This is a genomic window from Brevundimonas sp. DW-iso22, from assembly GCF_058725425.1.
Genome location: NZ_JBZXEB010000004.1, coordinates 293,654 through 317,123, shown reverse-complemented (window position 1 = coordinate 317,123; position 23,470 = coordinate 293,654). Strand labels below are relative to the sequence as shown.

The 23,470-nt window shown below is 67.5% G+C and carries 20 protein-coding genes; 17 read left to right on the top strand and 3 right to left on the bottom strand.

Annotated elements, in window-relative coordinates:
* The gene (locus AC4PRM_RS07835; RefSeq protein WP_492039431.1) at positions 1-693 is read right to left on the bottom strand and encodes a hypothetical protein; all 693 of its coding nucleotides are present in this window, start codon (positions 691-693) and stop codon (positions 1-3) included.
* A 32-nt stretch (positions 694-725) separates the two neighbouring features.
* Here AC4PRM_RS07835 and AC4PRM_RS07830 point away from each other — a divergent pair, with 32 nt between their 5' ends.
* Positions 726-2,621, top strand: a complete 1,896-nt coding sequence (locus tag AC4PRM_RS07830) for a hypothetical protein (RefSeq protein WP_492039430.1) — start codon at positions 726-728, stop codon at positions 2,619-2,621.
* On the opposite strand, the gene AC4PRM_RS07825 is transcribed toward AC4PRM_RS07830, so the two are convergent.
* Complete coding sequence (locus AC4PRM_RS07825) at positions 2,618-3,259, bottom strand: hypothetical protein (RefSeq protein ID WP_492039429.1); 642 nt, start codon at positions 3,257-3,259, stop codon at positions 2,618-2,620. The two genes, AC4PRM_RS07830 and AC4PRM_RS07825, sit on opposite strands and share 4 nt — an antisense overlap.
* 494 nt (positions 3,260-3,753) lie before the next feature.
* Here AC4PRM_RS07825 and AC4PRM_RS07820 point away from each other — a divergent pair, with 494 nt between their 5' ends.
* The 9 genes from AC4PRM_RS07820 (at position 3,754) to AC4PRM_RS07780 (ending at position 11,816) form a co-directional block, all read left to right on the top strand.
* Positions 3,754-4,383 (top strand): hypothetical protein, encoded by a 630-nt coding sequence (locus AC4PRM_RS07820; RefSeq protein ID WP_492039428.1) that lies wholly within the window; start codon positions 3,754-3,756, stop codon positions 4,381-4,383.
* Positions 4,384-4,625: 242 nt separating this feature from the next.
* Positions 4,626-6,155, top strand: a complete 1,530-nt coding sequence (locus AC4PRM_RS07815) for a hypothetical protein (protein WP_492039427.1) — start codon at positions 4,626-4,628, stop codon at positions 6,153-6,155.
* A gap of 10 nt (positions 6,156-6,165) precedes the next feature.
* The gene (locus tag AC4PRM_RS07810; RefSeq protein WP_492039426.1) at positions 6,166-6,351 is read left to right on the top strand and encodes a hypothetical protein; all 186 of its coding nucleotides are present in this window, start codon (positions 6,166-6,168) and stop codon (positions 6,349-6,351) included.
* 4 nt (positions 6,352-6,355) lie between these two features.
* On the top strand, positions 6,356-8,023 hold the full coding sequence (locus AC4PRM_RS07805) for a portal protein (protein ID WP_492039425.1): 1,668 nt from the start codon (positions 6,356-6,358) through the stop codon (positions 8,021-8,023).
* On the top strand, positions 8,020-8,433 hold the full coding sequence (locus AC4PRM_RS07800) for a hypothetical protein (protein ID WP_492039424.1): 414 nt from the start codon (positions 8,020-8,022) through the stop codon (positions 8,431-8,433). The genes AC4PRM_RS07805 and AC4PRM_RS07800 overlap by 4 nt, the downstream gene beginning before the upstream one ends.
* Positions 8,327-9,301: a hypothetical protein gene (locus AC4PRM_RS07795; protein ID WP_492039423.1), complete on the top strand. Its 975-nt coding sequence runs from the start codon at positions 8,327-8,329 to the stop codon at positions 9,299-9,301. Before AC4PRM_RS07800 ends, AC4PRM_RS07795 begins: the two co-directional genes overlap by 107 nt.
* 244 nt (positions 9,302-9,545) lie before the next feature.
* The gene (locus tag AC4PRM_RS07790) at positions 9,546-10,487 is read left to right on the top strand and encodes a phage capsid protein (RefSeq protein WP_492039422.1); all 942 of its coding nucleotides are present in this window, start codon (positions 9,546-9,548) and stop codon (positions 10,485-10,487) included.
* A gap of 98 nt (positions 10,488-10,585) precedes the next feature.
* A complete protein-coding gene (locus AC4PRM_RS07785) occupies positions 10,586-11,077 on the top strand; it encodes a hypothetical protein (RefSeq protein ID WP_492039421.1) in 492 nt (163 codons plus the stop codon).
* Positions 11,078-11,195: 118 nt separating this feature from the next.
* A complete protein-coding gene (locus tag AC4PRM_RS07780; RefSeq protein WP_492039420.1) occupies positions 11,196-11,816 on the top strand; it encodes a phage connector family protein in 621 nt (206 codons plus the stop codon).
* Between the two features lie 4 nt (positions 11,817-11,820).
* On the opposite strand, the gene AC4PRM_RS07775 is transcribed toward AC4PRM_RS07780, so the two are convergent.
* On the bottom strand, positions 11,821-11,979 hold the full coding sequence (locus AC4PRM_RS07775; RefSeq protein WP_492039419.1) for a hypothetical protein: 159 nt from the start codon (positions 11,977-11,979) through the stop codon (positions 11,821-11,823).
* 64 nt (positions 11,980-12,043) lie between these two features.
* Between AC4PRM_RS07775 and AC4PRM_RS07770 the strand changes: the two genes are divergently transcribed.
* The 7 genes from AC4PRM_RS07770 to AC4PRM_RS07740 are packed head-to-tail and all read left to right on the top strand — an operon-like array spanning position 12,044 to position 23,458.
* A complete protein-coding gene (locus AC4PRM_RS07770) occupies positions 12,044-14,215 on the top strand; it encodes a phage tail protein (RefSeq protein WP_492039418.1) in 2,172 nt (723 codons plus the stop codon).
* On the top strand, positions 14,212-14,637 hold the full coding sequence (locus AC4PRM_RS07765) for a GNAT family N-acetyltransferase (RefSeq protein ID WP_492039417.1): 426 nt from the start codon (positions 14,212-14,214) through the stop codon (positions 14,635-14,637). Before AC4PRM_RS07770 ends, AC4PRM_RS07765 begins: the two co-directional genes overlap by 4 nt.
* Positions 14,637-15,122 carry a hypothetical protein gene (locus tag AC4PRM_RS07760; RefSeq protein ID WP_492039416.1) on the top strand — a complete coding sequence of 162 codons (486 nt, stop codon included), beginning with the start codon at positions 14,637-14,639 and terminating at the stop codon, positions 15,120-15,122. The genes AC4PRM_RS07765 and AC4PRM_RS07760 overlap by 1 nt, the downstream gene beginning before the upstream one ends.
* Positions 15,119-18,082, top strand: a complete 2,964-nt coding sequence (locus tag AC4PRM_RS07755; RefSeq protein ID WP_492039415.1) for a transglycosylase SLT domain-containing protein — start codon at positions 15,119-15,121, stop codon at positions 18,080-18,082. The genes AC4PRM_RS07760 and AC4PRM_RS07755 overlap by 4 nt, the downstream gene beginning before the upstream one ends.
* Positions 18,079-20,598: a hypothetical protein gene (locus tag AC4PRM_RS07750; protein WP_492039414.1), complete on the top strand. Its 2,520-nt coding sequence runs from the start codon at positions 18,079-18,081 to the stop codon at positions 20,596-20,598. The genes AC4PRM_RS07755 and AC4PRM_RS07750 overlap by 4 nt, the downstream gene beginning before the upstream one ends.
* The gene (locus AC4PRM_RS07745; RefSeq protein ID WP_492039413.1) at positions 20,598-20,801 is read left to right on the top strand and encodes a hypothetical protein; all 204 of its coding nucleotides are present in this window, start codon (positions 20,598-20,600) and stop codon (positions 20,799-20,801) included. The genes AC4PRM_RS07750 and AC4PRM_RS07745 overlap by 1 nt, the downstream gene beginning before the upstream one ends.
* On the top strand, positions 20,798-23,458 hold the full coding sequence (locus AC4PRM_RS07740; RefSeq protein ID WP_492039412.1) for a hypothetical protein: 2,661 nt from the start codon (positions 20,798-20,800) through the stop codon (positions 23,456-23,458). Before AC4PRM_RS07745 ends, AC4PRM_RS07740 begins: the two co-directional genes overlap by 4 nt.
* Positions 23,459-23,470 lie beyond the last annotated feature (12 nt).

Sequence of the window (23,470 nt, the reverse complement as noted above, 5' to 3'; positions counted from 1 at the left end):
CTAACTATCGTGAGGTCGAGCAACAGGCCTAATCGGCCCTGCAGCCATAGCCGCAATGGGCAGCAGCTTGGCTTGAAAAGCCTCACCAAAGGTGCCGCCCAGCTGCTGCACTCGTATATAAACACTGACCGCCGCCGAGCCAGCTTGGTGGAAAACGCGATCGTGCGGAGGCACGTTTTCCAATCCTCTGCTCCCTGGATGTTGCCGGACGATCATCGAAAAGTATTCGCGGGTCAGGTTCAGCCTAGTGCGAAGCAAAAGAATGCCTTCGACGTCGCTCTCTTCGAGGAGGCGCAGGTCGACCGATCGCAGTTGGGTAATAGCTTCTTCGTAGGGTTCAAGCATCAATGCGTTTCTTGCGTGTTGAACAGCAGCACCTGGGTCATCTGCCATTTTGCGCGCGCCAGCGAGAAAATAGTCGATAGCGAAAACAAAAAGCGTCAACGCAGTTTTGAGTTCGGTGATCACCAGCAGACGCGCCGCTTCGGCAGCATCGGCCTGCTGCTTGGCGATCAGCTTCCTGGCGCGCGAAGCCTCATGACTTGCAATGCCAATCGCAGCCAACACACCGGCACCGGCCATAATGCCCGACACCCATTCGCCCATCGAGCCGACCGAAATCCGCTCAAGGCGCCCGAACGCTACGATCACCGCCGCCGAGGCGAACATCACCGCGATCGACACCCAAAACATGGCCCAGTTTCTAGACATAGCGTTGCGGTAGCATGACTGATCCCTTTGCCGCCATCGGCGCGCGCCTCGCCGCACCCGAACCTGGCGACGCGGACTGGCAGATGCTGGAGCTGCGCGAGCGCTCGCGGCTGGACCCTCTGACCGGATGCCCGATGCAGGTCGGCGAACATCTGGTCGAGCCGGGAGAGTGGGAGACCATCGGCCTGGCCGACCGGCGGACCGGCCTGCCCGTCAACTGCCCTGTCGTGCCGCTGGGGCGGATCGACGGGGCATCGGTCATGCTGAACGCCATGGGCGACATCGCCACCCTGAAAGACAGCAGCAGCGGCAAGGGGCCGATCGGCGGCGTGTTCGCGGGTCGGTCCAAGTTTCTGGAATGGGCCTGGCCGCGCCGAGGCAAGGGCACCAAGAACAATCCGAAGGGGCCGGTCGTGGGGTGGGAGGCGGACAATGCGCGCCAGGCCCTGGTGGACGCCTGTGCGTTCGAGGGGGCCTATGATCCCGACCAGATGCACGGGCGGGGCGCGTGGCGAGACGATGCCGGGCAGCTGGCCTATCACGCCGGAAACCGGGTCTGGATCAACGGCAAATGGGAGCAGCCGGGGCGGCATGACGGGTGGATTTACCCAACGCGGCCGACGCTGGCCCCGCCTTGGCCCATCCGCGTGCCGGACATGCATGGGCCGATCGAGCAGCTGCGCCCCGTGTTCGAGACGTGGAACTGGCGGCGCAAGGATATCGACGTGCACCTGCTGCTGGGCTGGGTCTGCATGGCGATGCTAGGCGGGGCGCTGGACTGGCGCGCCATGGTGTTCGTGACGGGCGAGAAGGGGTGCGGCAAGTCCACCCTGCTGAACTTGCTGAAGACCTTGTTCGGCGGCGGGCTGCTGAAGAGCGGCAACACCAGCGGGGCCTATCTGTATCAGAAGCTGGGGCACGACTGCATTCCGTGCGTGATCGATGAGCTGGAAGCCCAGGCGGGCAGCAACCTGTCCAAGGTCATGGCGATCATCGAGCTGATCCGCACCGCGTCGTCGGGCGACAAGGTCGGCCGGGGGTCGTCAGAGGGCATCGCGCGCGAGTTCGAGTGCCGGTCGGCCTTCATCTGCACCAGCATCAACGTGCCGCCCATGCGCCAGCAGGATCAGAGCCGGTTCGCCATCCTGAACCTCAACCCGTTCGCGGCCGCCGACGCTGAACCGAAGATCCCGTGGGATGACATGCGCGACGTCGGCCGCAAGCTGTTGCGGCGGATGATCGACGGCTGGCCCCGGTGGAAGCGGACGCTGCTGCTGTTCAAGGAAGCCCTGATCACCCAGGGCAAGCACGACGCGCGGGGGGCAGAGCAGTTCGGGGCCCTGCTGGCCGCCGCTCACCTGGCGGAGTTCGACACGGACCCAACGGCCGAGCAGCTGACGACCTGGGCGACGCTGCTGAAGTCCAACACCCTGAGCGAGACAGCGAACAAGACCGACGACTGGCGCGAGTGCCTGAACCACCTGACCGACGTGATACCTGAAGGGATGCGCAACAAGGGGTCGACCATGCCGACGCTGGGGCACCGTCTGGCGGCGTTCAGGCGGTCACCGGGTGGCGTCGAGGACCTGACGTCGATCCTGGCCATGATGGGCCTGGCCGTGTCGTTTCCGAAGGGTGAGATCGCGACATGGGAGACGGGTCGGCTGTTCATTCCGGCCAGCCACCCGGAAACCCGCAAGCAGTTCGCCGGCACGACCTGGGAGGGCGTGCCGGGGGCAACCGGCGTCTGGCATACCACCCTGCAGCGTTGCCCCGACCCACGGATGATCTGGCCCGGAGCCAGTGACAAAGGCCTGGACAAGAAGCGGCACGGCGTCTTCGTGCAGCTGGCCAAGGCGTTTGACGGGCTGGGGGATGAGGACGAGGGGTATGAGCGGGAGGCGGCCTAGGCGCGGCCGGTCGGCTTCGTCGTGTCGCTGAAGCGCCAGGCGTTCGCGTCGATGGCCGCGATTAGGACGTCGTCCTGAAATAGGGGCGGCGCGCCCTCAATTTCGCCGATCCTCTCCATCAGCCTGTGCAGGTCGCCACCCAAGTGACAAAGGTCGTGCCACAGGCGCTGCAGTGTCGCGTCGGTCAGTTCAATGGCCTGTTCGCGTCCGTTGTGGGTCCCGCGCGCTGTGGCGGTGGCAATGCTGCTGTTGGGCGGGAAAATGAAGCTGTAAGAACCGTGGACGATGATGTTGCGCTGCCAATGCAACGTGCAGGCTACGTCAAATAGCCGAATGATTTCTGTTTGGGCATGATCGTCGTCTTTCTCAAATATAACAGCAGGCACTACGCGTCGGCCGATGCGTATGCGTTGTGTGAAGCCTCGCTGGCGGCGAAACGTCTCTTCATCATCGGTGCCCTGGACCAAGTTCAGGATCAGCTGTCCGATCAAATTCTCCGCGTGGCCCCATTGAACCGCGATGTAGCCGATCATCGCCGCAACGTCCCGGCTGACCACAATGGGCGACACGGCTTTGCCTGGAACTAGGTAATCACGGGTGAAGGTGACGCCGGCGGCTTTGTTCGGATCTTCTGCCATGCAGAACCGTCGCCCGAAAGGGCGTCGGGAACAAGAGGATCGCCGCTTGGCGATCCGAGGCCGCGCAGCGCCCGCTTGGGCGCGGTGCGCGCGGCCACCGCATCACCTTCGCCTCGGCCCCAACCCGCTACTCCACGGCGCTCCTGACGCTGATCTGGTGCCTCTTACCCTCACCCGGACCCCTCCCTTCATAACATGCATGACGCGGAGGGCTTCCTCAGCGGTGGGTCCGGGGGACTTCTACCGCTTCTGTCGCGGCTTCTATTGAAAGTTGAACCCGATCAACGGGCTAGGTGCGCGTAGAAGCGTAGAAGCGATAGAAGTCGCTCGCGGCCTCATACGCGTAGCAGATCAGCCGAAAGCATCGCGCAATGTGAAGATATAGACTTCTACCGCTTCTATGACTTCTATCATAACCAACCCCCTGAAAATGCGCCGATAATCCTAGAAGTGGCCGTAGAAGCGGTAGAAGCGGCATTAAATAGGGGCGTTTAATGACAGACGGGCTCGCCCTGGTGGGCGCGGGACCGGCACCGAAGCCGAGGGGCCGGCCGAAGGGGGCCAAGAACAAGCGGACGGCTGACCTGGTCGGGTATCTGGACGCGCGGTGCGGCGGATCGGCGGCGCTGCAGCTGGCCCAGGGCTGCATGGTCACGACGGCCGAGGTGAAGGCCGAGGGCGGATCGCTGCAGCGGGCCGAGCTGGCCAAGGCCCGGCGGATGGTCGAGGCGTTCGACGTCGAGGCGGGCAGGCTGGATCAGGACCTGCGGACCGTGGTGCGCGATGCCCTGGCCGATCTGATGGAGCGGGCGGAGCGGACGTCCAAGGCCGACGCGGTGCTGGCGCTGGTCGGCCAGGCGGTGGACCGGATGCAGCTGGCAGGCGGTCGCCTAACCCTGCTGGGTGCGCTCGATCGGATGGGCGAGGACCGGCGGGCGCTGCTGCCGTACACCGACCAGAAGCAAGCCCAGCGGGTCGAGCTGAAGGATGACCGGGTGCCGCCCGTCATGGTGCTGGTCGGAGGGTCGCCCTATTCGGAGAAACCTCAACAATATCAAGGGCCGGTGCTGGACGTCCCGTTCGAAGTCTTACAGCCCAAGTCTCACGACGACGATGAAGCCTAGCGATTTCAGCGGCTTGGCTGGCTGGACCCACTGATGAAAGATCAGCAGGTCGGTGGCGCGACCTGGGCGTCGCGCCAGACCCCCCGGGGGGGATCGACCCCCCACCCCCCTTTTTGGCCCCGGCCTGTCTTATGGATGGGGGCAGGGTCTGCCACGCATTGCATGCCAAGCGAACTTATACCCCGCAGGTGTCCAGCGCCGAAAATACACCCGACCGCCATGGGTCAGGGTGAGGGATGGGCATGAGACTGGGTGAAGCGCAACGTCAGTTTGGATGGACCCCGGCCGGGCCGGTGGCGGAGGCCTATGGCCTGTCTCGCGCGCCGATCAGCGTGATCATCGGTCCTACGGGTGGGGGAAAGACGACGGAGAGTATTCGTCGCTTCGTCCGCATTGCTCAATGGCAGCACCCTAGCCCGATCGACGGGATCCGCAAGGGGCGGATCGTCGTGGTGGCCCCGACCTATCGAAAGCTCTGGGACCAGTTCATCCCCAGCTACAAGGAAGAGATCAAATGGTGGGAGAAGGGCTGGAAGGGCGGGACCGGGGAGCCCTGCGAGCACATCTATGACTTCATGTGGCGCGACGACTATGGCCGCGACATCGGCCAGGTCCATGTCGAAGTGCTGTTCCGCGCGCCCGGCGAGGGCAATCTGGAAGACTTCTACCGGGGTCTGCAGACGACGGCGATCCACTACCCCGAAGCCGACACGCACGAGACGCAGGACATGTTCTCGCTGGGGTCCAACCGGACGGGGCGCTATCCGCCGCCCTATGACCGTCCAGACCCGTCGCTGGGGCTGGAGGATGCCTATGAAGGCGTCTCGGCGGACGCGAACGCCCCGATCATCGACAGCTGGTTCGACAAGCGGTTCCTGATCGAGCGCCGGGCATCGGACGCGGTCTTCGTCCAGCCGCCTGGTTATGATCCGTCGACGCCCGACGGCTTCCACCCACTGGCCGAAAACGTCGTCAACCTGCGCAAATACAAGCGGGACTATTACAAGGCGAAGGCTGTCACCCACGAAAAGTGGGATATCGCCCGCCTGCTGCAGAACAAGCGCGGCTACAGCCGCCAAGGCCAGCCCGTGCATCCGGATTTCGACCCGATCCGCATGGTCGCGGTCAACGGTCTGCAGGCCGATCCGTCCAGCCTGCTGGTCATCGGGGTGGATGCCGGTTCCGGCACACTGCGGCACGCGGCCATCTTCATGCAACGCAACTGGAGCGGCCAGATCAGGGTGCTGGGCGAGGTGGTGCCGGACGGGCAGTCGGACATCATCGAGTTTGCGGGCGAGCTGCGGCGGCTGAAGGAAACGAAGTTCAAGGACGTCACCCATGCGGTGATCATCGTCGACCCGGCCGCGCGCCAGCACACGGCCATGAACCGCGCGATTACCTGGGCACAGGTGCTGCAGCAGGCCACAGGGATCGAGGTCCAGATTGCGCCGACGAACGACCCGCGCATCCGTCGGACGGCCGTCGATCAGTGCCTGAAGCGCAACTGCGGACCGAACGAACCCGGTCTGATCGTGTCCGGTCCCGACTGCCCGAAATATGTGGCTGCGATGGCGGGTGGCTACCGGTTCAAGCGCACCGGCGACAAGCTGGCGGTGACCCCGGACAAGTCCAACGGGGCGTCGGAGCCTGCCGACGGGGGTCAGTACGGCATCCTCGGGCTGAACGGCATCGGAGCGATGGACGGGCCGCTTATCCCCTCAGGGCCAGACGAGGGGCATTCTGCGGACTATGGGGCGCTGCTGCCCGATTGAGCGGTGAGCGATGTTCAGACGCCCGAAGATTAAGGATGCGGGACCGGCACCGGACCCCAACGACCTGGCCAACCGCCGGGACAGTGAGCGCAAGTCGCGCCTGCAGACCGGCGGGCGGCAATCGACGCTGCTGGCGCAGGCCATGGAGCGGCAGGCGGGGGCTCCGACGGCGACCCTGACCGGACTGAACGGCTGACGACGTGAAAACGACCGATCCGATCACGCTGACCTCGCGCACCTTCGACGAGATGAAGTCGCATCGGCTGCACCGCGAGAGCGAGTGGCAGCAGATCGCCGACCACTTCCTGCCGCGCAAGGATTTCAGCCTGGTCCAGCGCCGTGGCGACCTCCGCCGGCGTCGTCTGACGTCCAGCGTCCCGGCCGTGTCCCTGCGCAACAGCGCGGCCATGCTGGTCAGCTACCTGATCGACCCGACCAATCCGTTCATCACGCCCAATGCCGAGAACAGCCTGATTTCCTCGGGTCGATCGACCCGTCTGGGGGCCAGTGCGACCGACTTTCTGGACAACATGCGCTGGGGCATCCATTCGCGGATGATGCGCCCGGCCTCGGGCTTCCTGTCGTCAGCGGCGCGCCTGTCGATCGAGCTGTGGGCCTTCGGAACGGGCGTCCAGTGGATCGGCCACAAGCGCGGCTTCGGTCCCATCTATCAGACGCGCCCGCTGCGCAGTTGCTGGATCGCGTGCAACGGCGACGGCATCGTCGACACCCTCTACTACCAGTTTCAGTTGCCGCTCTGGCGGGTGCTGCGCGACTATGAGAACGCGCGCTACGTCGACAAATGGCGGGACGCCAGCGACGACAAGCTGAAGGAAATGGTCACCATCCTGCACACGGTCGAGCCGCGTCAGAATGGTCAAAAGGGCGGCCCGAAAGAGCGCAAGCCCTGGTCTGAACGCTATGTCTGCCTGGAAGAGAAGGCGATCCTGCGCGAGGGCGGCTATGACAGCTTCCCCTATGCCGTGCCGCGCCTGGAAGTCGAGGAAGGCTCTGACTATGGCACCGGGCGGTGCTGGTATGCCCTGCCCGATGCGGTCGGCCTGTCGGTGCTGCAGCAGGGTATCGAAAACGCTGTCGACCTGAAGGTGTCGCCGCCGATCATGCGGCCCAAGCGGATGTTCGGGCGGCCGCTGGACCGCCGCGCCGGGGCGGACAATCTGTATGACCCCGGCCAGCTGGGGTTCATGTCGGCCAGGGACGCCTTCCAGAAGATCGACGTGGCGGGCGACGTCGGGGTGGGGCTGCAGTATCGTGGCGATCTGGTCCAGGCCGTCGAGGCCGCCATGCTGGTCGACTGGATGCGGCTTCGCGAGACGGGCAACGTCACGGCCGAAGAGATCGTCGAGCGCCGCAACCTGCGCGTCGGCATCATGAGCGCCCATGTTCCCGGCATCGACCGCGACTGGATGGGCGTGACGGCCGACCGGACGGCGGAAATCATGATGGCCGAGGGCGACCTTGGCGATCCTCCGCGCGAGTTGGCCGGGGCAACGGTCGAATGGGACTATGCCGGGCCGCTGGCCCGCGCCCAGATGCAGCGCCAGGCCGAGGCCTTCGACCGCATGTTCGAGCGCGCCATGCGGGCCAAAGAACTGGACCCGGCCGCCCCCTATGTCCTGAACATCGCCGAGGGACTGCGGGCGTGCGCGGAGGCCGAGGGCCTGCCGATCGGCACCCTGCGTCCGCGCGAAGAGGTCGAGGCCCTGACGGAGGCGGAAAACGATCGTGCCGAGCAGGCCGAGCAGATGCAGGCCGTCCAGATGGGGGCCGGGGCGCTGCGTGACGGTGCCCAGGGCGTGGCCAGCCTGGCCGGGGCCATGGCGCAACCAGAGGCGCAGGCCGCATGACCGACGCGCCCTATGCCTACATCGACCATGCGCGGCTGGTCGCGGACCTGAAGGCCGAGGATGGGCGTGCCGTGGCCTATGCCTATGCACAGGTGTTTTCCAGCCAGGTCGGACGCCTGGTTCTGACGCACCAGCTGGCGGAGGCGGGCGTGGGATCGCCGCGGCCTCCTGAAATGACCGCCCTGGAACGGGCGAGCTACGACGGCGAGGCGCGACACGCGCTGCGCCTTCTCAACCTGGCGGGCTTCGGGGCCATGAGCGTCGCTCATGCCGTTGCCGCCGACACCCTGGAAGGACAGGACCATGACCGACACGACCACAACGACCGGCGAGAGCGGGGATCAGACGACAGACACGACCCAGACGGGTTCGGCGGACCAGACCGGCACCCAGACATCCTCCCCGGCTGACAAGGCTTCGGGCAAAGGTGCAGGCAAGACGGCCACTGGGGACCACGGCACGACAAAAGGGCCGGGGCTGAAGGCCGAGGACGACGCGCCCTGGTACAACGGCCTGCCTGACGATCTGAAGGGCGAGAAGTCGGTCCTGCGCCACGCCACACTGGAAGATGCGTTGAGGGCAGGCCTTGGAGCCGAGAAACGCCTTGGGGTGCCGGCGGACCAGCTGGTGCGACTGCCGACCAAGCCTGAAGAACATGCTGATCTGTATCGCAAGCTGGGTGCGCCGGAGACGGCCGATGGCTATCAGATCGGCCTGCCCGAGGGCGCGACCGATGATGACAAGGCGGTGGCCAAGTCGTTTGCCGAACACATGCACAAGGCCGGGCCGTTCCCACCTGACTTCGTGAAGGCGGCGCTGGACTGGAACAACGCCCAGACCGAGGCGGCCGCGACGGCCTTGGCCGACGCCCAAGCCACGCGCCAGGCTGAGGGCGTGGCGCTGCTAAAGTCGGAGCTGAAGGGGGCCTATGACCCCGACATGAAGGCGGTCGGCAAGCTGCTGAACGATCTGGGTGGCCCGGAGCTGGCGGCCGAGTTCAACCTATCTGACCACGGCGACAATCCGCGTCTAATGCTGGCCTTCCACAAGGTGATTGAGCGTTTGGGCGAGAGCCAAACCATCGACGGCGGCAACAGCGGGACCGCCACGATCGGCGGGATCACGCCGGGTCAAGCCAAGGCGGCAGCGGCCAATCTTGAGAACGATCCGGTGAAGGGCGTGGCCCTGCGCGATGCCAGTCATTCGATGCACAAGTCTGTGGTCGAAGAGCGCGCCCGGCTGATCAAGATTTCGGAGGGGATCGACCCCGACGCCTGATTTTTCCGTTGACGGCGAGGGCAAATCGAATCAGCCCTAGCGTCTCAGGTTGGCGGGCTCCTGCACAAAGCCCGCACCCTTCCCACGAGCCGAGGCCCTGGCAACAGGAGCGGACACGGGGAAGCGCCGGGGGGCGATAAATCCAGGTTCGCGTCCGGTCCAGAAGCCGGGGGTCGCTGCCGATCAAACCCATTTTTGATCGAGACCATGCCCGAGGCATGGCCGCAGCCGAAAGACCCATCCGATGACCACCATGTCGAACGATCCGAACACCGTCCTGGCCCGCTATGTGCCGGGCTTCAAATCCAACCTGAACCTCTCGCCGCAGCAGAAGACGTCGCATCTGGTCGATGCCGTCGATGCCGACCTGTCGTTTTCCGAGCCGGGCGAAGGCTTCAACGTCGATGACCTGGGCGAAAGCACGCCCGAGGATGTGGCCACCCGCGTCCCGAACACGCCCGACAAGTTCCTGGGCGGCCAGCGCCGCATCGCCAACTTCACCGAATATCAGGACAGCGCCTGGCTGGACAACGTCGACAAGGCCAAGCTGCTGGAAGACCCCACCAACATGACCATGGCCGCCCTGATGGCCGGTCGCTGGCGCAAGGTGGACGACCGCATCATCGCCGCCGGTCTGGGCAACGCCTTCCTGAAGGATGCGTCGACCGGCGCGCTGAATGCTATCAGCCTGCCCGCCACCCAGATCGTCGCCGCCAATCAGACCAGCCTGGTGCACGACGCTGAAACCATCCCCGGCGGCAACGTCGATTACGGCATGTCGATCGGCAAGCTGATCGCGGCCGGTGCCCTGCTGGACGAAAGCGAGCTGGAAGGCGAACGCTATGTGACGCTGTCCTCGGACGATGTCGCCCAGCTGCTGACCCGCACGCCGGTGACCTCGAACCACTATGCCTCGGTGCAGGCCCTGGTATCGGGTTCGGTGGACAATCTGCTGGGCTTCAAGGTCAAGCGCATGTCCAAGAAGCGCCTGCTGACTGTCGGCACCAATCGCCGCCTGATGGCGTGGGTCAAACCGGCGATCGTCTATCGCGGCCGGTCGGTCACCGATGCGCGCATCGCCATCCGTCATGACAAGTCGGACACGCCGCAGGCCTTCTACAAGACCTCGCACGCCGCTGGCCGCCGCTACGACGAAGGCGTCGTCGAAATCCAGGTGAAGATCTAGCGCCCGTCCGGGCCGGGGCATCCGCTCCGGCCCATCCTTTCTGATTTTCGGGCCGTGCGCCCGCCGGTCGAGGCCGGAACCCACAAGGAAACGCCATCATGGCAAAACTTTTCGGAGAACTGGTCGGCATCGCCTATTCGGGGACGTCGGCCGTGGCCAAGGCCACCAACCACGCCCACGAGAAGGGCACCGACAACATCCTGCGCCGCGACCGCATCGCGCTGGCGGCAGCGCCGGTCAACGACACGATCAGCCTGGGGAAGTTCGGCTCGAACTGCTACCTCGACCCCGAGGCCTGCATCATCCGCCACGACGACCTGGGCGCGACCACGACCCTGGACATCGGCCGCGAGGCCATCGGTGCCCTTGCGGCGGCTCCCCAGGCCTTTATCGCCGCCCAGGACGTTTCGACGGCTGCAGGCACCTTCAACCTGTTCAAGTCGATCCCGATCCAGAACTATTTCAAGCCGCTCTGGCAGGTTCTGGGTCTCGCCTCCGATCCCGGTGGCGAAATCGAACTGATCGCCACGGTGAAGTCCAGCGCCGCGACCGGCAACCTGGTCTGGTCGTTCAAAGGCCAGAACCGCTAGGGCGGGACACCCCATCGGTCGCCGTTCTCCGCGCTGCTCAATACAACGCTTCGGCGACCTGATCGACGGCCCGGCGGCTCCCTTCCCCGCCGGGCCGTTTGTATGAAAGGACCAGGCCATGGCCACCAAACTGTCGATCTTCAAGCTGGCCCTCGGACACCTGGGCGAAAGCACGGACATCAGCCTGTCGGATGATCCGCCGTCGCCGAACGTGGCCAAGTTGAATGACCAGTGGGACCAGGCGCTGGAAAGCGCCCTGGCCCGCGCGCCCTGGCTGTGCGCGACCGAAAGCCCGGTCCTGCCGGAAGACGCCCCGCCACCCGCTGGCTGGGGTGACTGGCGCTATCCGCACCGGTTCAGCTGCCCGGCCGGGACGCTGAAGGTCTGGAATGTCGAGGGGATCGAGGGCGACGCCTGGCAGAAGGGGGTCGCGCTGGACGAAAGCGGCGCGCCAACCGTCGTCATTAAGGCCGTCTGGAATGGCCCGTTGCTCGTCGACCTGATCAGGAAGCGCCCGCCCGAGGCCCTGACGCCCCTGCTGGTCGATGCCTTGGCCAAGGACCTGGCGTCGCGGGCGGCCGGGCCGATCCAGCAGAGCGAAGAGAAGGCGCGGGCTTGGGAGAAGAAGGCCAGCGACGCCTATCTGCTGGCCGAGGCGAGCGAAGCGACCGAAATCGGGGGGCAGGCCACGACGTTCGGCATGGGCGGGCTGGCGGCCGCCCGGCTGAGTGCGATCTGAGGCGTCAGGGCAGGACGGCGCTGGGCGTGAACCAGCTGGTGGCACACAGTCCGATGATGAGGGCCGCGACGGCAACGATCATCAGGCGGTGAACGATCGCGAGAATGCGCTGGCCCCGGGTCATGGGTGGCGGGACAGGATCGGGCAGGTCTGACCAGGGCATGGGTCGAGATTGACATGCCGTGTCCCGCTTATCCACCCGGAGCGTGGCCGCGCGATGGTGTGGCATGGCCAGGACGACCAGCTACGCCAATGCCTTCACCGCCGGTGAGATAGGGGAGAACGCCTGGGAGCGGTCTGACCTGCAGCAGCATGCCAAGGGCTGTGCCGAGGCGTCCAACATGATTGCCCTGGTGACTGGCCCGCTGGCCAGCCGGGGCGGGTTCTGGGATCGCGGGGCGGTATCGATCGAGGCGCAGCCGTCGCGGATCATCGGCTTCGTCCGGTCCAGCGAGGACGCGCTTTTTCTGGAGCTGGGCCACCAGACGGCGCGGGTCTGGACCACGGACGGAAACCGCGTTCTGGTCGGCGGCACGCCCTATGCCTTCGCCACGCCTTGGACCGGGGCGCAGCTGGCGCGACTGTGGTTCAAGCAGCTGGGCGACGTCCTGTATGTGACCGACCTGGACGGCGGGCCGACGCGGGTCATCAAGCGGCTGGCGGATGACGACTGGTCGGTGGCGCTTTTCGACTTCCGCGATGGGCCGTGGCTGCCCGAACAGGTGAATGCGGGCCTGACGCTGCAGTCGACGGCACTGATCGGCACGCCGACGCTGACCGCGTCCGCGCCGGTGTTTTCCGCCGCCGACGTCGGCACCCTGATCCAGCTGCGCGAAAGCGACGGTAGCCCTGGCCTGCAGACCTGGACCTCCGACACCGACTATGACGCCAACCAGCTGGTCCAGTTCGACGGGCGCGTCTATCAGCGATCGTCCGGCGGCGAGAACACGACCGGCACGACGCCACCCCTGCATTCCGAGGGCACCCTGTCAGACGGCGCGGTGACCTGGACCTTCGTCCATGACGGTCGCGGCGTGGCGCGCATCGACAGCGTTCTCAGCGCCACCCAGGTCACCGTCACCGTTATCCGGCCGATCCCGACGCTGGAGCCCACGAAGTTCTGGTCGAAACAGGCCTATTCCGCCTCCGAAGGCTATCCGCGCGCGCTGGCCGAAGAGCGCGAGGAACGCCTGGTCTTTGCGGCCAGTCAGGTGCGGCCCGGCACGGTCGATGCAACGCGCACGGCGGGCTTCGGCCCGGCCTTCGGTGACTTCAAGCCGGGACTGGGCACCGGGCGCGTGGTCGAAGACGACGCCGTGCGGCTGGACGTCGGCGGGGCGTCTCGCGTGGTGTGGCTGCTGTCGGCGGCCGTGCTGCTGGCCGGGTGCACGGACGGGGAATATGTCCTGTCGGGCAGTCAGATGGACGAACCCATGACGCCGCAGACGCGGCGCGCCTCGCCGGTTTCGTCCTATGGCAATGCCGACGTCGCGCCCCTGCAGATCGAGGGCCCGCCCCCGGCCATCCTGCATGTCCTGCGCAGCCGGAAGACGTTGCGCGAGCTGAAGGTGTCGCCCGACCTGGGCGTCGAAAGCCGCAACCTGTCGATCCTGGCGCATCACATCTTCGACCGGGGCGTCGCCGCCATGGCCTGGCAGCAGGCCCGGAACATCGTCTGGTTGAAGCTGGACGACGGCGGGCTGGCCGCGATGGCCTATGACATGGAACAGCAGGTGGTCGCGGCGACGCGCCAGCCCCTGCCCGAGGGGTGGACGGTCGAAAGCCTGGACTGTGCCAGCGCGCCCGGCGGCGGCGACGTCCTGATGATGACGGTGAAGCGGACCAAGGGCGAAACGATCCAGCGCCGCGTCTGGCTGCTGGCCGACCGCTCCGAGCGCATGTTCATGGACGGGGCCGAACGCTATCAGGGTGCACCCGTCACCACGGTGGCGGGACTGGCCCGATACGAGGGCGAGACGGTGCGCGTGCTGGCCGACGGCGGCCGCGTGGCTGACCGCCTTGTCGTGGATGGCACGATCAGCCTGCCCGTTGAGGCGTCCGACGTGCTGGTGGGGCAAAGATTGCGCCGGCGGATCGAGAGCCTGCCTCTGGACATGGAGGGCACGGGCTCGACCAATGCCCGCACGACCATCCCGACCCATGCGACCGTGATCCTGACGGCGGCCGAGGCCACGGTGGGCACGACCCGGCAGGGCAGCGCCGACACGGTGCGCGCCCGCGCGCCTGACGACCTGGCCGGGCCCGTCGAAAAGAGACTGCGCAAGCGGATCGGCCTGGGCAACGGCAGCGGCCGTGACGAACGCCTGGTGATCGAGAGCGACGCGCCGTTCGACCTGGTGATGCACGCCTACCGGCTGGAAGCCGAGGTGAACAAATGACCGCCTGGCGCATCTACGGCACGTCGCGACCCTTCGCAGAGGCCCGCGCGCGCGACATGACGCTTCGGCCCGACATGGCCGAGGCCTTCCGGCGTGAAGGCTGCGCCCTGCCGCCCGGTCCGATCTGGACCGTCATGAAGGGCGACCAGCTGGTCGGCATGGGCGGTCTGGAACCGCGCGGGGCGGCGACGTCGCTGGGGTGGCTGCTGGTCGCCGACGGCCTGTCTGCCCGCGACTGGGCGATGGGGCGCAGGGCGATGGCTTCTGCGCTGGGCTGGGCACGATGCCACGGGATCAAGCGCGTGGTCGTGGTGGCGACGCTGGCGTTGCCCGGAGCGCGCCGTTTGCTGGAGCGGCTGGGGTTCGTGGCCGTCGGTCCGGATGACGACGGGGATCTGGAAATGACGATGGAGCTGGGCTGATGGCCGTGACACCGGAAATGGCGCAGGCCGCGTCGCAGCAGGTCGGTCGGCTAATCCAGGGGTTCGGCACCTGGCAGGCGAGCCGGAGCCGCGCGGCTAACCTGAAGGCGTCCGCCAAGGTCGCACGGCGCGAGGCCTCGGCCGAGGCGCAGATGTCGGCCGACGAAGCGGAGCGGGCAGGGGCGCGGGCGGCCGTAGCCGGGTCGGCCGGAGGCGGCGGGTTCGAGGGGTCGTTCGGCAGCGTGCTGGAAGATCTGGAACGCACGGGCGTCTTCAACGCCCGGTCGGCGATCTATGCGGGCAACGTCGATGCCAACAATCGGCTCTATGAGGCGGAGGTTGCCAAGCAGGAAGGGCGGTTTGCCCTGATCAGCTCCATCTTTCAGTCGTCGGCCTCGATCGCCGGTCAGCAGATGCAGGCGGCGGAACAGCGCAAGCAGCAAGCCGCCCGCAAGAACCTGTATGCCAAGGGGTATGGCCGATGAGATTGCCGGAGCTGACGGCGCGCCCGCAGCGCGCGGAGCGGCCCTCGCAGGCGACCGTTCGACCGACCGACCTCGGGCTGGGCAGCGTTGCCCAGGATATCGGCGCGTGGGCGCAGGACGTGGAGCGCACCAAACAGATCGAGGAGGAGGTGGGGCAGGTCGAGGCCGAGGCGGCCGTGCGGCCGATCCTTGAGCGGGTCCAGAGCGAGTTCGAAAGCGAGTTCAACACGAACGGAGCCAACTGGGACGCCAGCGAGCCGGGTTTCGCGCGGTCGATCACGGGCAAGCTGAATGAACGGCTGACCGGCCTGGGGGATGACCTGCCGCTGACGCCAAGCGAACGGGCCGCCCTGCAGCGCGGGGCCGCTCAATACCGCGTGGGCGTGGGCCAGCGTGCGGTCGCCTATGAAGGTCAACGGCGCGGAGCGGTCGCGGCCGAGGCCGTGCAGGCGCGCGAAACGGTCGAGACCGGCGGCATGATGGGCCGCTACATGGCCAGCATGGCCGAGGGCCGCAGTGCCATCGACAACGCCTATGACGGATCGCAGGCAGACTATTCGGGCCAGGTGCTGGCCCTGCACGACCAGACGGCCGCCGAGGTGCTTGCCACTACCCCGGCCAATCTGCAGGCCCGGGTGACACAGCGGCTGGCCGAAACGCGCCTGCAGCTGATGGGACAGGCCATCGACGTCGAGCAGCGCGGCGAGCAGGCCTATGTCGTTGGCGCAGCCCGTTCGGCGGGCGACCAGCTGATCAACGCCGTGCTGACTTCGCCGTCGATGGCGGAAACGGCCGCGCCTATGATCGAGGAGATCGTGGCGGCCCTGCCTGCCGGGGCGCGGGCAGGCGAGCGGTCGCGGTTGTTCGACGCCGTTGGCGAAGCGCGCGTCGGCGGGATGATCCGCGACGGCCAGCACGACCAGGCGCTGGACCTGCTGAACAGCGGCGCGCTGGACAGCCAGCTGAGACCGGAAACCAAGGCCCGCCTTCTGGCCGAGGGCATGAGGGCGCGGGACGAACCGTCGGCCGAGGACTTCATCGGCCAGCTGCGCACCCAGGACCTGATGCAGGACAATCTCGCGTCGATTGCGACGTCGGGGGTCGACATCGACGGGGCCGATCCCGCCAGCCTGGTCGACCAGCTGACACCGGCGCAGCTGGCGCAATACACGCTGGATATCGAGAAGGCCCGCCAGCAGCGGGCGGCCACGCCGACCTTCACCCAGATGACGCAGGCGCAGATCAGCGCCCATGTCGAAAGCCTGAAGCCCGTCGAGGGCACCCCCGGTTTTGCGGACGCGCAGCGCGCCTACGAAATGGCGGGGGCTTCGGCGCGGCGCGAGCTGGAAGCGCGCGAGGAAGACCCGGCGGCATGGGCGATGAATGCCGTCCCGAGCCTGCGCGCCAATCTGGAGGCCCTGTCGAGTGGTAACCCGGACGTGGCGCGGCGCAACGCGGTGGCCCTGGCCACGGGCATCCTGACGCTGCAGGACCAGGCGGGCATCCCGATGGGCCAGCGGCGCATCTTCACCAAGGGCATCGCCACGGCCATGGTCGAGCGGGCCGAGGGCAATGCCGACCCGGTCGCGGGACTGGCCGGTCTGGCGCAGGTCGTGAACGCATTCCAGCCGCCGTCCGGAGCTACTGACGGTGACCGGGTCGTCGCGTCCGCGCGCCGCCAGAAGGTCGTCGCAGAACTGATCCAGGCCGGGGCTGAACCTTCCGACCTGGCCGCGTCAATCCTGCTAAACGGGCGAGGGGCCGCCATGGGGGCCTATGTCGCCGGGGACCGTTCCGGGCTGCTGAACACGATGGAGCGGCCGCAGAGGGAGCGGTTGCAGGGTCTGGTCGATACGCAGCTGCGCCCGTATTTCGCGTCACTGGACGGTGCGCCCAATCCAGACGGCCTGACGCCGGGCCGCCGGTCGATGGCCTACAAGCTGGCGGCGGGCCGGATCACGGCGAGGCCGGGGACTTCGGTCGAGGACGCCGCGCGCTGGGCCGCCGATCAGGTCGCCGCGCCCTATACCTTCGTCGGTCCGACCAGCCTGAGGGTTCCAGAACGCATCGCCAGTCGCCCCGCGCGGGACATTGAAGCGGGCGGCGGCGGATCGCGTGACGGGGCTGGCGATATCCAGCGCGGCACGGCACGGCTGATGCGGATGATCACCGACCGCGACGGCGCGGGCTGGTGGGACCCGCAGAACAATCCGTCGATGGACCCCAGCCAGCGTCGCCGCCTGTATGGAGACCAGGTCCGGCAGACCGGCCGTTGGGTTGCGCGCGGTGACGACAGCGGCGCGGCCTATGTCTATCGCAACAACGAGGGCCAGTGGGTCACGGCGCGCAATGCGCAGGGGCGACCGATTTCCGCAAGCTGGGATGCACTGGCGTCCGGCCGCCTGGACCCGGAGGCCGGCCAGGCGGCATCCGCGCGCCCTAGACAGGCGGCGCAAGCCGCAGCCCCCGCCCCGGTGACTGTCTGGGGCAGCGCCGTGCGCTGGGTCGAGACGCGCGACAATCCAGCCCGAACCAGCGAGCGCGGGGCATCCGGGGCGATGCAGCTGATCCCCGGCACTGCCCGCCAGATGGCGGAACGACTGGGCATTCCTTACGACCCGCGCCGGGTCCTGACCGACGTCGCCTACAACACCCGCCTGGGCCACGAATATCTGAACGTGTTGCAGCGTCAGTACGGCGGCGACCAGTTCCTGGCGACCACGGCCTATCATGCCGGTCCCGGTCTGGTGGATGCCTGGCTGAAGCCCATCGGCACGATCACGCATGTGATGCTCAACGGCCGGCGGCGGGCAGTGCGTGGCCACGGCGATCCGCGCAGCGGTGCGATCACGCGGTCGGGCTGGCTGGCGCGGATCGCGCCGGGCAATCCGCGCAGCGCCGCCTATCCGCGCGCTGTCTTCGCCCGCATGGGCATGCCGATTGATGGAGCGCGGCGATGACCGACACCTTCGACGCGACAGGCGCTGAGGCCGCCCAGACGGCTTATACCCCGCAGGTGTCCAGTGACCCGTCGCTGGAGCGTGAGCGACGCGGACTTGAGGGTCTGCAGACCTCGCAGGGTCTGGCCTTGCGCGAGACGTTCGAGGATGCGGGGCTGACCGACCGGCTGTTCAGCTTCATCGGCGCATCGGACCGGGAGAGCTTCAACAAGGGCCAGCGGCGAGTGTTCGGCGACATGGCCGAACAAGAGCTGACGCCGGATGAGGCCACTGCTCAGTTCGGGGTGGAAGGTCGTTTGCGGTTCGACGCGCCCGTCGATCGCAACATCGCAGCATGGCGCCAGAGCCAGGCGCAGCGGTCGGAGTTCCGCGACCAGGTCGTGGCCAATGCCGATCTGTCGTGGTGGCAGCAGATGGGCGCGGGGTTTCTCGGGTCGGTGCTGGACCCGGTCAGTCTGCCGCTCTGGCTGGTGCCGGAGCTGGCGGCCGGGCGCGTGCTACAGAGCGGCATGGCCGCGACGCGGCTGGCCCGGCTAGGGCGGATCGGGGGCGGCGCGGTGCGCGGCACGGCCGAGGGCGTGGCAGGCGGTGTGCTGTATGAGGGCGCGAACCTGTGGCTGCACCACGAGGCGGCGGACGATTACAGTCTGGGGCAGGCGAGCGCGAACATCCTGCTGGGCGGTTTGTTCGGGTCGGTGACGGGCGCGGCGGGGGGCTGGTGGACCAGCCGGGGCCGCGCGCCGCGCGCGCCCGCTCTGGTCGAGCAGCTGAACGAACCACAGCGGATGGGGGCGCTGGTCGAGGCGATGGAAGCCATGGTCGAGGATCGGCCGGTGGACCTTGGGCCCGTGATGATGCGCGAGGCGAGGGCACGGGCCGAAGGGCGACCGCCGGTTCTGGATGCGACGTCGCGCGATCTGCTGGACGAAACGGAGGGGCAGGGGGCCGAAGCGACGATCAATGCCCGCTTCATCCGGTACGACACGGCGGTGACGCCGCGCGGCGACGACGTCGACGTCGGCTTCGCCCTGGTCGAGGTCGAGGACCTGATCACCAGCCACGACGACGACCTGTTTCCAGACGGTCGGTTTCCGCGCGACCTGCAGCCGCGCCAGCGGGACCGGGCCGGGGCCCAGGCGCGCAACCGGGCGCTGGAAACCGATCTGAACCCCAAACGGCTGATGTTCGATGCCGGGGCCGAGACGGGCGCGCCCATCGTTTCGCGTCAGGGGCTGGTCGAAAGCGGCAACGGGCGAACCATCGCCCTGCGCCGGTCGTATCGCAACGGGACCCCGGCGGCTGCGCGCTATCGCGCCGAGCTGGAAGCGCAGGGTCTGGACGTGTCGGGCATGAAGGCCCCCGTCCTGACGCGCATCCGGCGGGGTGCCCTGACCGCCGAGGACCGGATCAGGCTGACGCGCGACATGAACGCGGAAACGACGGAGGCCTATTCGCCATCAGAGCGGGCGCTGGCCGATGCCGAGGCCGTGGATGACGACCTGCTGGGCATGGTCGACGGCGCGGACATGTCGTCGGCCGGTAACCGGCGCTTCGTGAAGGGGTTTCTGGACCGTGTCGCGTCCGACGACCTGAACAGGATGACGACGGCGGGCGGAGCACTATCTGACGCTGGCCTGGACCGGATCAACGCGGCGCTGGTGGCGCGGGCCTATGGCGACCGGGGGCTGGTCGAGGCCCTGTTCGAGGCGACGGACAACAACATCAAGGCCATCGGCAAGGCGCTGGCGACGGCCGCGCCGGAATGGGCGGGCATGCGGGCAGCCATCGCGCGCGGCGAGGTGCCCGAGGCGCTGGACCCGACCGATAACCTGAAGGCGGCCGTGGCCTTCGTGAAGCACGTTCGCCAGCGCGGCGGGTCGGTGGCCGAGGCGATTGACCTGACGGTGGGCCAGTACGACGCCTTTGCTGGGGCGGCCATGAGGCCCGAGACGGAGGCCTTCGTGCGGGCCTTCTTCCGCACGAGTCCTGAAGGGGTTACACTGTGGAAGTCGCCCCGTTCCGCGACCAGCCTGGCCGAGGGTCTGCGCTGGCTGGCGAGCGAGGTTCGCAAGGCCGAGCCCGGCCCTGACCTGTTTGGAGCCGTCGCCGATGAAAGCACCAGCCGCCAGCTCCTCGACGTCTTCGGCCAATGGTTCCGCCGCGAAGGCAACGACGGGGGCGACCTCTTCGACTTCGGCCCAGACCCCCACGATCATGGCGCAACGGCGATCCCTTCTGGCGGGGATGTTCGACCATCTGTCCTCGACGGAGGGCGGGAGCCCCGGCGACAAGCTGATGGCGAAACGCTTGAGAAACCCCGCGTAGCCAAGGGCGAACCGCCTCCGCCCCCCAAGGGCGACCCCTACGCCGATCCCGAGATCGCGGCCCTGGCCGCCGACACCGACGCCTGGATGGCGCGCGAGGGCCTGAGCCCTGACGCCATTGGTGGCGACAATCCGCAAACCGTCGCCGACGCCATCGCGGCCGGGGCCTTCTGCCTGAAAGGGGGCGGCTGATGAGCGCGCCCGTCAAGCGGATCATCTATCTGAACGGGGTCGACACCGGCCTATCGGCTTTCAGCCCGGGCACCGCTGTGTCGCAGCTGGCCCACGTGCTGCGTCGTCGTGGCGACATGCATGTCACTGAGGCGGCGCTGAAGGCCTCGCATTCCACATCTAAGGGCCGGGTGGACTTCACCTGGAAACCGGAGGCCCAATGACCGACCGTTGCCGAAAGACCGTGCGGGACGCCATCGGCGAGGTCTGGTCAGACGAACAGATCGACGACGTGCTGGAACGCCTGCAGGCCGCCAGGGCCCGTGCCGAGAAGGGCGACCCGCTGGGCTTCGACGGCGACGCCTTCGACGCGGCCGCACGCGAGATCACCCGCGAGGAGGTGCTGGGTGCCCTGATGCAGAAGCGGCTTGAAGTGTTCGCGGCGCGGGCATCCAAGGTGCGCGCGGAGCGGCTGGCCGCCCTGCCCGGTGACGAGGGCGACAAGCTGCGGGCCTATGACGTCGGGACGGAAAAGCAGGGTCGGTTCAGCGGGGCGTCGGTCGATGCCGAAGGCCGCGCGCGGGGCACCGCTCTGTGGGGCATGGTCGAAAAGGGACTGAACAAGCAGCCCGAACTGAAGGCCAAGCTGGTCAGCAACATCCGCGGCGTTTCGGATCCCATGTTCGAGCGCAAGGTGGCCCGTGAAATGGCCCGCCTGAACGGTGCGGCGATCGAGGCGACGGGCGATGCCGACGCCGTGACGGCCGCCAAGCTGTTTGCCGATGCCCTGGAAGCCGGGCGGCGGATGCAGAACGCCGAGGGGGCCTGGATCGGCAAGATCGAGGGCTATATCGGCCGCCAGAGCCACGACCGTCTGAGGGTCGCGGGCGGCTTCTGGCGCGAGCTGAAGGCGCAGGGGGTGCGCGGCGTGCTGGACTGGAACGGGGCGCGGCTGATCGCCAGCCGCAAGGCGTTCCGTGAATGGCGCGATTTCATCAAGCCCAAGCTGCACCCGGACACGTTCGAGGGCGTGACCTGGAAGCCGAGCGAGGCCGCCCAGCTGAAGGATGCCGGTCTGATCGACGACATCTACGACAACTCGGAGGTGTTTCTGTATCGCGTCTGGTCCGACATCGTGACCGGCCGCCATGAGGTTCTTGAAGGCCTGTCGGACTTCGGTGAATATCGCCCGCCGGCGGGCAAGGCGCGCAGCGCGTCTAAGCCCCGCGTGCTGCATTTCGCGGACCCTGACGCCTGGATGGACTATGCCGAAACCTACAGCCGGGGCGGGCTGTATGGCGCGATCATGGGCGACCTGGAACGGTCCGGAAAGAACGCCGCCCTGATGGCGCGCTGGGGGCCGTCGCCCGAAGCGGCGCGCGCGGCCGAGATCGAGCGGCTGTCGCAGGCGGCGCGCCTGCGAGGCGACACGGGGGCGGTCGACAAGCTGAACAGCCGGATGCGGGTGGCGGAGTTCGAGGAAATCAACGGGGCCGGATCGGCACCGGAAAACCTGCGTCTGGCCATCGTGGGGCGGTCGATCCGGATGGCGGAGGTCCTGTCCAAGCTGGGCGGGGTGGTGCTGTCGGCCCTGTCCGACGGGTCGTTTGCGGCGCAGCGGATGAAGCGGGCGGGCGGTACCTATCTGGACGGCTATCAGGGTGTGGCGCGGGGCGTGGCGCGTCTGCAGGGCGAGCAGGGCAAGGCGGTGGCCGATGCCCTGGACGTCGGGGCGCGATCTGCGGCGGCGCATCTGACGTCGCGGTTTGCGGCGGCAGACGGGGCGCTGGGCTGGGCCAGTGCGGCGCAGCGCCTGTTCTACAAGGTCAACGGGTTCGAGGCCTGGATGGACGGGGCGCGGCGTGGCCTGGCCGAAATGTTGTCGTCGGTGTGGGGACGTCAGGCGGACCGCGCCTGGTCTGCGCTGGAAATAGGTACGCGCGAGGACTTCGAGCGGTTCGGCATCGACGAGGGAGCGTGGGACCTGTTGCGGGCGGGGGCGACGGGCATGGAAGACGGGCGGCGCTACCTGACCACGGATGCGGCGGACATGGCCGATGCCGACGGCTTGCTGGCATGGAGCGGCTGGAACGGCCAGGGCGGGCGCGAGGCCGCGATCGAGGCGGCGCGCGACGACCTGCGTCTGAGGCTTCAGACCATGGTGGGGGCAGTGCTGGACGATGCCCTGACCGAAGCGCGGGCGCGGGAGAAGGTGGGCCTGCACCGTGGCCTGAAGCCCGGCACAACGGGCGGGGAGGCGGTGCGGTTCTTCACCCAGTTCCTGGGCTTTTCGCAGGCGGTCATCGGTCGCCACGTCGCCCCGGCCATGCGTGGCTATGCAGGACAGACGCCCGTGGCCCTCATGGCGCACCTTATCGTGGCGTCGACGGCGCTGGGCTATGTGTCCCTGCAAATGAAACAACTGGCCAAGGGCCGCGAGCTGCGGGGGCTGGAGAACGACGACGGCGAAAGCCTGGCCGGGTCGTTGTGGATTTCGTCGCTGCTGCAGGGCGGCGGGCTGGGGCTGTACGGGGACTTCCTGTTCGGGGAGGCGAACCGCAATGGCCTGCCCGCAACCATCGGCACCTTCATGGGCCCGGCGGTATCGGATGCGGAGAAGCTGTTCGCCATCGTCAACAAGGCGGTGTGGGGCGATGCCGAGGACAAGGCCGACGCCGGGGGCGACTTCACCAAGTTCACGCTGCAGAACCTGCCCGGGGCCAACATCTGGTACACGCGCTGGCTGATGGATTACCTGGTGCACTGGCGTCTGTCGGAGGCGATGAGCCCCGGCTATCTGGAACGCTACGAGCGGCGGGTCGAAAAGCACGAAGGCGCGGGTTTCCTGGTCGATCCGTCGGAAGCGATCACGGGCCAGTAGCCTCTTATCCAC

Coding starts and splice junctions, on each gene's coding strand:
- AC4PRM_RS07835 (WP_492039431.1), bottom strand. CDS start 693: ATGTTTTGGGTGTCGATCGCGGTGATGTTCGCCTCGGCGGCGGTGATC.
- AC4PRM_RS07830 (WP_492039430.1), top strand. CDS start 726: ATGACTGATCCCTTTGCCGCCATCGGCGCGCGCCTCGCCGCACCCGAA.
- AC4PRM_RS07825 (WP_492039429.1), bottom strand. CDS start 3,259: ATGGCAGAAGATCCGAACAAAGCCGCCGGCGTCACCTTCACCCGTGAT.
- AC4PRM_RS07820 (WP_492039428.1), top strand. CDS start 3,754: ATGACAGACGGGCTCGCCCTGGTGGGCGCGGGACCGGCACCGAAGCCG.
- AC4PRM_RS07815 (WP_492039427.1), top strand. CDS start 4,626: ATGAGACTGGGTGAAGCGCAACGTCAGTTTGGATGGACCCCGGCCGGG.
- AC4PRM_RS07810 (WP_492039426.1), top strand. CDS start 6,166: ATGTTCAGACGCCCGAAGATTAAGGATGCGGGACCGGCACCGGACCCC.
- AC4PRM_RS07800 (WP_492039424.1), top strand. CDS start 8,020: ATGACCGACGCGCCCTATGCCTACATCGACCATGCGCGGCTGGTCGCG.
- AC4PRM_RS07795 (WP_492039423.1), top strand. CDS start 8,327: ATGACCGACACGACCACAACGACCGGCGAGAGCGGGGATCAGACGACA.
- AC4PRM_RS07790 (WP_492039422.1), top strand. CDS start 9,546: ATGACCACCATGTCGAACGATCCGAACACCGTCCTGGCCCGCTATGTG.
- AC4PRM_RS07785 (WP_492039421.1), top strand. CDS start 10,586: ATGGCAAAACTTTTCGGAGAACTGGTCGGCATCGCCTATTCGGGGACG.
- AC4PRM_RS07780 (WP_492039420.1), top strand. CDS start 11,196: ATGGCCACCAAACTGTCGATCTTCAAGCTGGCCCTCGGACACCTGGGC.
- AC4PRM_RS07775 (WP_492039419.1), bottom strand. CDS start 11,979: ATGCCCTGGTCAGACCTGCCCGATCCTGTCCCGCCACCCATGACCCGG.
- AC4PRM_RS07770 (WP_492039418.1), top strand. CDS start 12,044: ATGGCCAGGACGACCAGCTACGCCAATGCCTTCACCGCCGGTGAGATA.
- AC4PRM_RS07765 (WP_492039417.1), top strand. CDS start 14,212: ATGACCGCCTGGCGCATCTACGGCACGTCGCGACCCTTCGCAGAGGCC.
- AC4PRM_RS07760 (WP_492039416.1), top strand. CDS start 14,637: ATGGCCGTGACACCGGAAATGGCGCAGGCCGCGTCGCAGCAGGTCGGT.
- AC4PRM_RS07755 (WP_492039415.1), top strand. CDS start 15,119: ATGAGATTGCCGGAGCTGACGGCGCGCCCGCAGCGCGCGGAGCGGCCC.
- AC4PRM_RS07750 (WP_492039414.1), top strand. CDS start 18,079: ATGACCGACACCTTCGACGCGACAGGCGCTGAGGCCGCCCAGACGGCT.
- AC4PRM_RS07745 (WP_492039413.1), top strand. CDS start 20,598: ATGAGCGCGCCCGTCAAGCGGATCATCTATCTGAACGGGGTCGACACC.
- AC4PRM_RS07740 (WP_492039412.1), top strand. CDS start 20,798: ATGACCGACCGTTGCCGAAAGACCGTGCGGGACGCCATCGGCGAGGTC.